Genomic DNA, 6,284 nt, shown 5'->3' on the forward strand with positions numbered 1-6,284 from the left:
GCGGACCGGTGGACGACGACGCGGCGGCCTGGGCGCGGCTCGACCCGGACCAGCGGCGCGTGCTCGGGGCGCTGCTGGCGATGCAGCGGCAGTCCTGGGAGCAGGGCGTCGCGAGCCACGCGCTGCTCGACCTCGGGCTGACCGGCCTCGCCGAGGTCGTGGCGCGGGACGCCGTGACCCGGCAGACGGCCGAGGGCAAGCTCGCCGAGATCGAGGACGGTGGCATCGTGAACTCCGCGGCGAACGGCGAGGCGGTGCTGCGCGCGGCGCAGCGCACGGGTGACGCGCTGCTGCGCGAGGCGTTCGACCGCCAGGTCCGGTGGATCGTCCGCGACGCGCCGCGAGCGGCCGACGGCACCATGCTGCACCTCGTCGGCACGCGCGAGGTGTGGGTCGACTCGGTGTACATGGTCGTGCCGCTGCTCGTGCTCGCCGGCGAGGTCGAGGAGGCGGCGCGGCAGCTCGCCGGGCACCGCACCCGGCTCTTCGACCCCGCGACCGGGCTGTACTCGGCGCGGTGGGACGAGGACACGGCGCGGCTGACGCTCGCCGCGCCGTGGGGCACCGGGAACGGCTGGGTCGTCGCGGGGATCGCGCGGGCGCTGCACCTGATGGACGACTCGTCCGCGCCCGACGTCTCCGGGTTCCGCGCGGCCGCGGCCGCGCACGCACGCGGCGTGATCGACGCGTGCCTCGAGCACCGCGACGAGGACGGCGTCTTCCACGACGTGGTGACGGACGCGTCGACGTTCTCCGAGACGAACCTCGCGCAGATGCTCGCCTACGCGGTGCTCACGGGCGTCGCGGACGGGTGGCTGCCCGCGTCCTACACGTCCGTGGGTCGCTCGCTGGTCGCCGCGGCGCGCGCACGCGTCGACGCCCGCGGGTTCGTCACGCCGGTGTGCGGCGCGCCGCGGTTCGACCGGCCGGGCACGTCGGCGGAGGCGCAGTCGTTCTTCCTGCTGGCGACCGCCGCGGCGACGAGGTCGGGCGGCCGAGCCTTGTCGTGACTCCTCTTTACACCGTATAGTTCACGGTTTACGGCGTAAGGAGCATCGTGCACGCATCTCCGGCCGGCGCGGCCCGTGCCATGCCGCTCCTGTGGCGGCCGTGCGCGCCCGGCGGCGCACCCTCGGCGACGGCGACGACCTCGAGCCCACCGCCGGGACGCGGGTCGGCGCCCGTCCCGCTCGGGGTCGACGCCGTCGTCGACGCCGCCATCGCTCTCGCCGACGAGCGCGGCCTGTCCGGGGTGTCGATGCGTGCGGTGGGCGAGCGCCTCGGCTGCACAGCGATGGCGCTCTACACGCACGTCCCCACCAAGGCCGTGCTCGTCGACCTCATGCACGACGCCGCCCACGCCGAGCTCCCGCGCACGCACCCCGGCGCGACGTGGCGCGAGCGCGTCGAGTCGTGGGCGGACGCGACCTGGGCCTTCTACCTCCGGCACCCGTGGGTGCTCCAGGTCTCCCCCGCGCGGCCCCTGCTCGGACCCCACCAGTACGCCCAGCTCGACGGCCTGCTCGCGGCCGTCGAAGGGTCGGGGCTGCCGCCGAAGGACCTGCGCCGGCTCGCGAGCGCGCTGTTCCAGCTCGTCGGCGGGGTCGCGCAGACCGTCGCCGAGACGCGGCAGGCGGAGTCCGCGACCGGCGTCGCCGAGGACGCGTGGTGGTACGAGCGCTCGGCCCTGCTCGAGCAGGTCGCGACGGACTTCGACACGCGGTTCCCGACGGTCACCCGCCTCGCCGGCGAGGGCGCGTTCACGCTCGACGACGAGTCGGTGCCGTACCTCGAGCAGGAGGCGACCGAGACGTTCCGCACCGGCCTCGCGCTGCTGCTCGACGGGGTCGCGGCGCGCGTCGCGCGGGCGGCGTCATGAGCGTCGACCGCACGAGCGGGAGCGAGGACGCCGCAGGGGCGGGCGCCGCCGCACGGACCGGCACCTCCGCCGCCGGCACCGCCACGGCCACGGCCGAGGCGACCGAGGTGAAGGTCCCGCTGCGCGGGGAGAACCTGCGCGTCCTGTGGGGCTTCGTCCGTCCGCACGCGCGGGTCGTCGCCGTCGGGATCGTGCTCGGCCTCGGCGCGACCGCTGCGACCCTCGCCATGCCGCTCGCGACGAAGTGGGTGCTCGACACCCTGGGCACGGGCGCCTCGCTCGCGCGCCCCGTGGGGATCCTCGTCGGGCTCCTCCTCCTGGGCCTCGTGTGCGGGCTCGCGCAGTGGGTGCTGCTCGGGCGCCTCGCCGAGCAGGTCGTGCTCGACGCGCGCACCTCGCTCGTGCACCGGTTCCTGCGCGGGCGGCTCGGGGACGTCACGGAGCGCCCGACCGGTGAGCTCGTCACGCGCATCACGTCCGACACGGTGCTGCTCCGCGAGGCGGCGTCGTCGAGCGCGGTGCAGCTCGTCAACGGTCTGGTCTCGCTGGTCGGGACGGTCGTGCTCATGGCGGTGCTCGACCTGCCGCTGCTGCTCAGCACGCTCGCGGCCATCGTGGTGGTCGCGGTGCTGCTCGGGCTGCTCCTGCCGAAGATCGGGGTCGCCCAGCGCGCCGCCCAGGCGTCGGTGGGCCAGCTCGGCTCGGTGCTCGAGACGAGCCTGCGCGCGCTGCGGACCGTGAAGGCCAGCCGCGCCGAGGAGCGTCAGGTCGACCGCATCGTGCACGAGGCCGAGGAGTCGGCGCGGCACAGCGTGCGCGCGGTCTGGATCACCGCGGTCGCGTGGTCGATCGCGGGCGGTGGCATCCAGCTCGCGATCATCGCGATCCTCGCGATCGGCGCGTGGCGCGTCGACGCAGGGGCCCTGGCGGTCTCGACGCTCGTGGCGTTCCTGCTCTACGCGTTCAACATCGTCGACCCCATCACGACGCTGACCCAGACGTTCACGCAGCTGCAGTCGGGCGTGGCGGCGGCCGCGCGGATCCGCGAGACCGAGGGCATCGAGATCGAGGACGTGCACGCCGGCGGCACCCTGCCGGCGGGCGCGGCGTCCCCGGCCGTGCTCGAGCTCGACCAGGTGACGCTCACCTACCCGGGCGCGGACGCGCCCGCGGTGCACGAGCTGTCGCTCGCCGTGCCGCGCCGCGGGCACACCGCGATCGTCGGGCCGTCCGGCGCGGGCAAGACCTCGACGTTCTCGCTGCTGCTGCGCTTCGTGGACCCGACCGGCGGGTCGCTGCGGCTCGACGGCGTGCCGTTCGCCGACCTCAGCATCGACGCCGTGCGCTCGCGCCTCGCGTACGTCGAGCAGGAGACCCCGCTGCTGTCCGGGACGCTCCGGGAGAACGTGGTGATCCGCTACCCCGACGCGACCGACGACGAGGTGTGGCGCGCGCTCGACGCGGTCCGGCTCGGGGACCGCGTGCGGGCGCTCGCCGACGGGCTCGACACGGTCGTGTCCGCGACGAGCCTGTCCGGCGGGGAGCGCCAGCGGGTCGCCCTCGCCCGGGCCGTCGTGCGCGAGCCCGACGTGCTGCTGCTCGACGAGGCGACCGCGCAGCTCGACGGGCTCACCGAGGCGGCGATCCAGGACGTGATCGACCGCGTCGGCCGGGAGCACGCGGTGCTCACGATCGCGCACCGGCTGTCGACGGTGATCGACGCGCAGCAGATCGTGGTGCTGGAGGCCGGCCGCGTCCGGGCGACCGGGACGCACGCCGAGCTGCTCGCGACGGACGACCTCTACCGCGAGCTGGTGGCGGCGCTGCGGATCAGCACGGAGCCCGATCCGGTCTGACGGCCGCTCGGGGACGCCGTGGTCCCGGCGCGCTGCTCGGGAGGCCGAGCACGCGGCCCGCGCTCGCTCAGCGCCGCAGCACCCGCACGACCGACCGCACGCCCGCGAGCGCGAGCGCCCCGCCGACGACCCACGGCACCGCGTTGAGCACCGGGTCGAGCGCCTGGTGCCCGAGGTCGGCGCGGCTGCCCTCGCGACGCGAGGCGACCGGGTGGTGCGACGCCTCGCTCAGCACCCCCGTCTCCGTGACCGGGTTGTCCGGGCGCAGCGTCACGAACGACGCGAGGGCGTTCTCGAGGGCGTCCACCCGGTCGGCCCCGAGCAGCAGCAGCCAGTGCGCCGCCCGTGCCTCGCTGTACCGGGCGTACGCGAACCGGCGGATCGACCCCGAGACGCCGTGCAGCGGCGCGGCCGTGCCGAACACGGGCGTGAGCGACGCGTGCTCGATCGACCGCTCGCGCGGCGTGAGCTCCTCCTGGCGCTCGGGGAACTCCCAGTGGGCGCCGCTCGCCCCGGGGTCGAAGCGCTCGCGCGGCACCGCGGGTCGGTCGCGGGGGTCGCGGTCGACCCCCCAGCCGGGGATGCGCGCGCGCAGCTCGTCGAACGTCTCCGGGAGCGGGGGCTTCTCGGGCGTGTAGGCCATGGGGAGGTCCTCTCAGCTCGCGCTCGGGACGATCAGGGGCTTGATGCAGCCGTCGAGCTTCGCGGAGAAGATGTGGTACCCCTCCGCGATGTGCTCGAGCGGGATGCGGTGCGTGACGATGTCGTTCGGCTTGAGGTAGCCGTTGCGGATGTGCTCGAACAGCCGCGGCCACTGGCGCTTGACCGGGCACTGGTTCATCCGCAGCGTCAGGCCCTTGTTGACGGCGTCACCGAACTTGACCGCGCTGAACACCGGGCCGTACGCGCCCATCACCGAGATCGTGCCGCCCTTGCGCACCGAGTCGATGGCCCAGTTGAGCGCGATCGGCGACCCGCCCTGGAGCTTGAGCCGTGAGCCCGTGAGGTGCTGGAAGAAGCTCCCGTCCGCCTCGGCGCCGACGCAGTCGATCACGACGTCCGCGCCGAGGTGGCCGGTGGTCCGCTTCATGTGCACGATCAGGTCGTCGTGCTCGGTGAAGTTGACCGTCTCGGCGTGGGCGAACGTCCGCGCCTTCTCGAGCCGGTAGTCGAGGTGGTCGACGACGATCACGCGGCCCGCCCCCATGAGCCACGCCGACTTCGCCGCGAACAGCCCGACGGGCCCCGCGCCGAGCACCATCACGACGTCGCCCTCGTCGATGTCGCCGAGCTGCGCGCCGAAGTAGCCGGTCGCGAGCGCGTCGGTCATGAGCAGCGCGTCCTCGTCGTCGATCCACTCGGGGATCTTCTGCGGACCGACGTCGGCGAACGGCACGCGGACGTACTCGGCCTGACCGCCGTGGTACCCGCCGGTCGTGTGCGAGTAGCCGTAGATCCCGCCGACGGCCGTCGCGTTCGGGTTCACGTTGTGGCAGTTCGAGTACAGGCCGCGCGCGCAGAAGAAGCACGAGCCGCAGTAGACGTTGAACGGCACCATGACCCGGTCGCCGACCTGCAGGTTCTGCACCGAGGACCCGACCTGCTCGACGACCCCGATGAACTCGTGGCCGAAGGTCGTGCCGACGCGGGTGTCCGGCATCATCCCGTGGTACAGGTGCAGGTCGGAGCCGCAGATCGCCGCGAGCGTCACCCGCACGATCGCGTCGTTCGGGTGCTCGATCGCCGGGACGTCACGCTCCTCGACCCGGATCCGGTACGGACCCCGGTAGACCATCGCACGCATCAGCACCACCTCGTCGTCAGGTTCGGGAGATCGCCTTTTTCACCCTCGCACGACGGGTCCCGGGACGCGCGTCCAGCACCCGGGTGTGCGCCGGAGGCCCGGAGGCGGGGAGGATGCGGGGGTGACGACGACCAGCGAGACCACCGAGAACGGCCGGCGCCTGCGGTGCGCGCTGTTCGTCGACTTCGACAACGTGTACATCGGGCTGCAGCGGCTCGACCCCGCGGCGGCCGAGGCCTTCGCCGCGCACCCCGGCGACTGGCTGCGCGCCCTGGAGCAGGGCAGCGACATCGACGGCGACTTCACGCGCCGGTTCCTCGTGCGCGCGTGCTACCTCAACCCGTCGGTGTTCTCCCAGTTCCGGCCCAACTTCACGCGCGCCGGCTTCAGCGTCGTGGACTGCCCGTCGCTGACCCAGCAGGGCAAGAGCAGCGCCGACATCAACCTCGTGCTCGACGCGGTCGACGCCCTGAGCGCGCAGACCCGCTACGACGAGTTCGTCATCCTGTCCGCCGACGCCGACTTCACGCCGCTCGCGCTGCGCTGCCGGGCCGCCGACCGGCGGGTCACGATCGTCACCGCCGGCCCGGCCGCGAGCGCCTACCGCGCGGTCGCGGACACCGTCGTCACGGCCGACGAGCTCGTCGAGCTCGTGACCCCGCCCGCCGCGACCGAGCTCGTCGCCGTCGGGCTGTGGGCGGTCATCGTCGGGCTCGGGACGCTCATCCGGGGGCCGCTCGACGAC

General features: G+C 74.0%; 6 protein-coding genes. 4 read left to right on the forward strand and 2 right to left on the reverse strand.

Annotated elements, in window-relative coordinates:
• Positions 1-8: 8 nt before the first annotated feature.
• Genes AB6N24_RS04290 through AB6N24_RS04300 form a run of 3 tightly spaced genes read left to right on the forward strand, consistent with a single transcriptional unit; the run spans position 9 to position 3,735 of the window.
• Positions 9-1,010: a glycoside hydrolase family 88 protein gene (locus AB6N24_RS04290; RefSeq protein WP_412868178.1), complete on the forward strand. Its 1,002-nt coding sequence runs from the start codon at positions 9-11 to the stop codon at positions 1,008-1,010.
• Between the two features lie 47 nt (positions 1,011-1,057).
• Complete coding sequence (locus AB6N24_RS04295; RefSeq protein WP_412868179.1) at positions 1,058-1,879, forward strand: TetR/AcrR family transcriptional regulator; 822 nt, start codon at positions 1,058-1,060, stop codon at positions 1,877-1,879.
• Complete coding sequence (locus AB6N24_RS04300; RefSeq protein ID WP_412868180.1) at positions 1,876-3,735, forward strand: ABC transporter ATP-binding protein; 1,860 nt, start codon at positions 1,876-1,878, stop codon at positions 3,733-3,735. The genes AB6N24_RS04295 and AB6N24_RS04300 overlap by 4 nt, the downstream gene beginning before the upstream one ends.
• 67 nt (positions 3,736-3,802) lie before the next feature.
• On the opposite strand, the gene AB6N24_RS04305 is transcribed toward AB6N24_RS04300, so the two are convergent.
• Together AB6N24_RS04305 and AB6N24_RS04310 are read right to left on the reverse strand one after the other, a co-directional pair.
• Entirely contained in the window at positions 3,803-4,378 is a 576-nt protein-coding gene (locus AB6N24_RS04305) for a hypothetical protein (protein ID WP_412868181.1), read from the reverse strand.
• A gap of 12 nt (positions 4,379-4,390) precedes the next feature.
• Complete coding sequence (locus AB6N24_RS04310) at positions 4,391-5,539, reverse strand: zinc-dependent alcohol dehydrogenase (RefSeq protein ID WP_412868182.1); 1,149 nt, start codon at positions 5,537-5,539, stop codon at positions 4,391-4,393.
• A 121-nt stretch (positions 5,540-5,660) separates the two neighbouring features.
• On the opposite strand from AB6N24_RS04310, the gene AB6N24_RS04315 reads away from it, so the two are divergent.
• Positions 5,661-6,284: NYN domain-containing protein (locus AB6N24_RS04315; RefSeq protein WP_412868183.1), on the forward strand; the 624-nt coding region annotated here is incomplete at its 3' end.

The organism is Cellulomonas jepli (assembly GCF_047229345.1).
Taxonomy (GTDB): Bacteria; Actinomycetota; Actinomycetes; order Actinomycetales; family Cellulomonadaceae; genus Cellulomonas_A.

Bases quoted from the DNA above. Each gene is read 5' to 3' on its own strand.
- AB6N24_RS04300 (WP_412868180.1), top strand. From the start codon at position 1,876: ATGAGCGTCGACCGCACGAGCGGGAGCGAGGACGCCGCAGGGGCGGGC.
- AB6N24_RS04310 (WP_412868182.1), bottom strand. From the start codon at position 5,539: ATGCGTGCGATGGTCTACCGGGGTCCGTACCGGATCCGGGTCGAGGAG.
- AB6N24_RS04305 (WP_412868181.1), bottom strand. From the start codon at position 4,378: ATGGCCTACACGCCCGAGAAGCCCCCGCTCCCGGAGACGTTCGACGAG.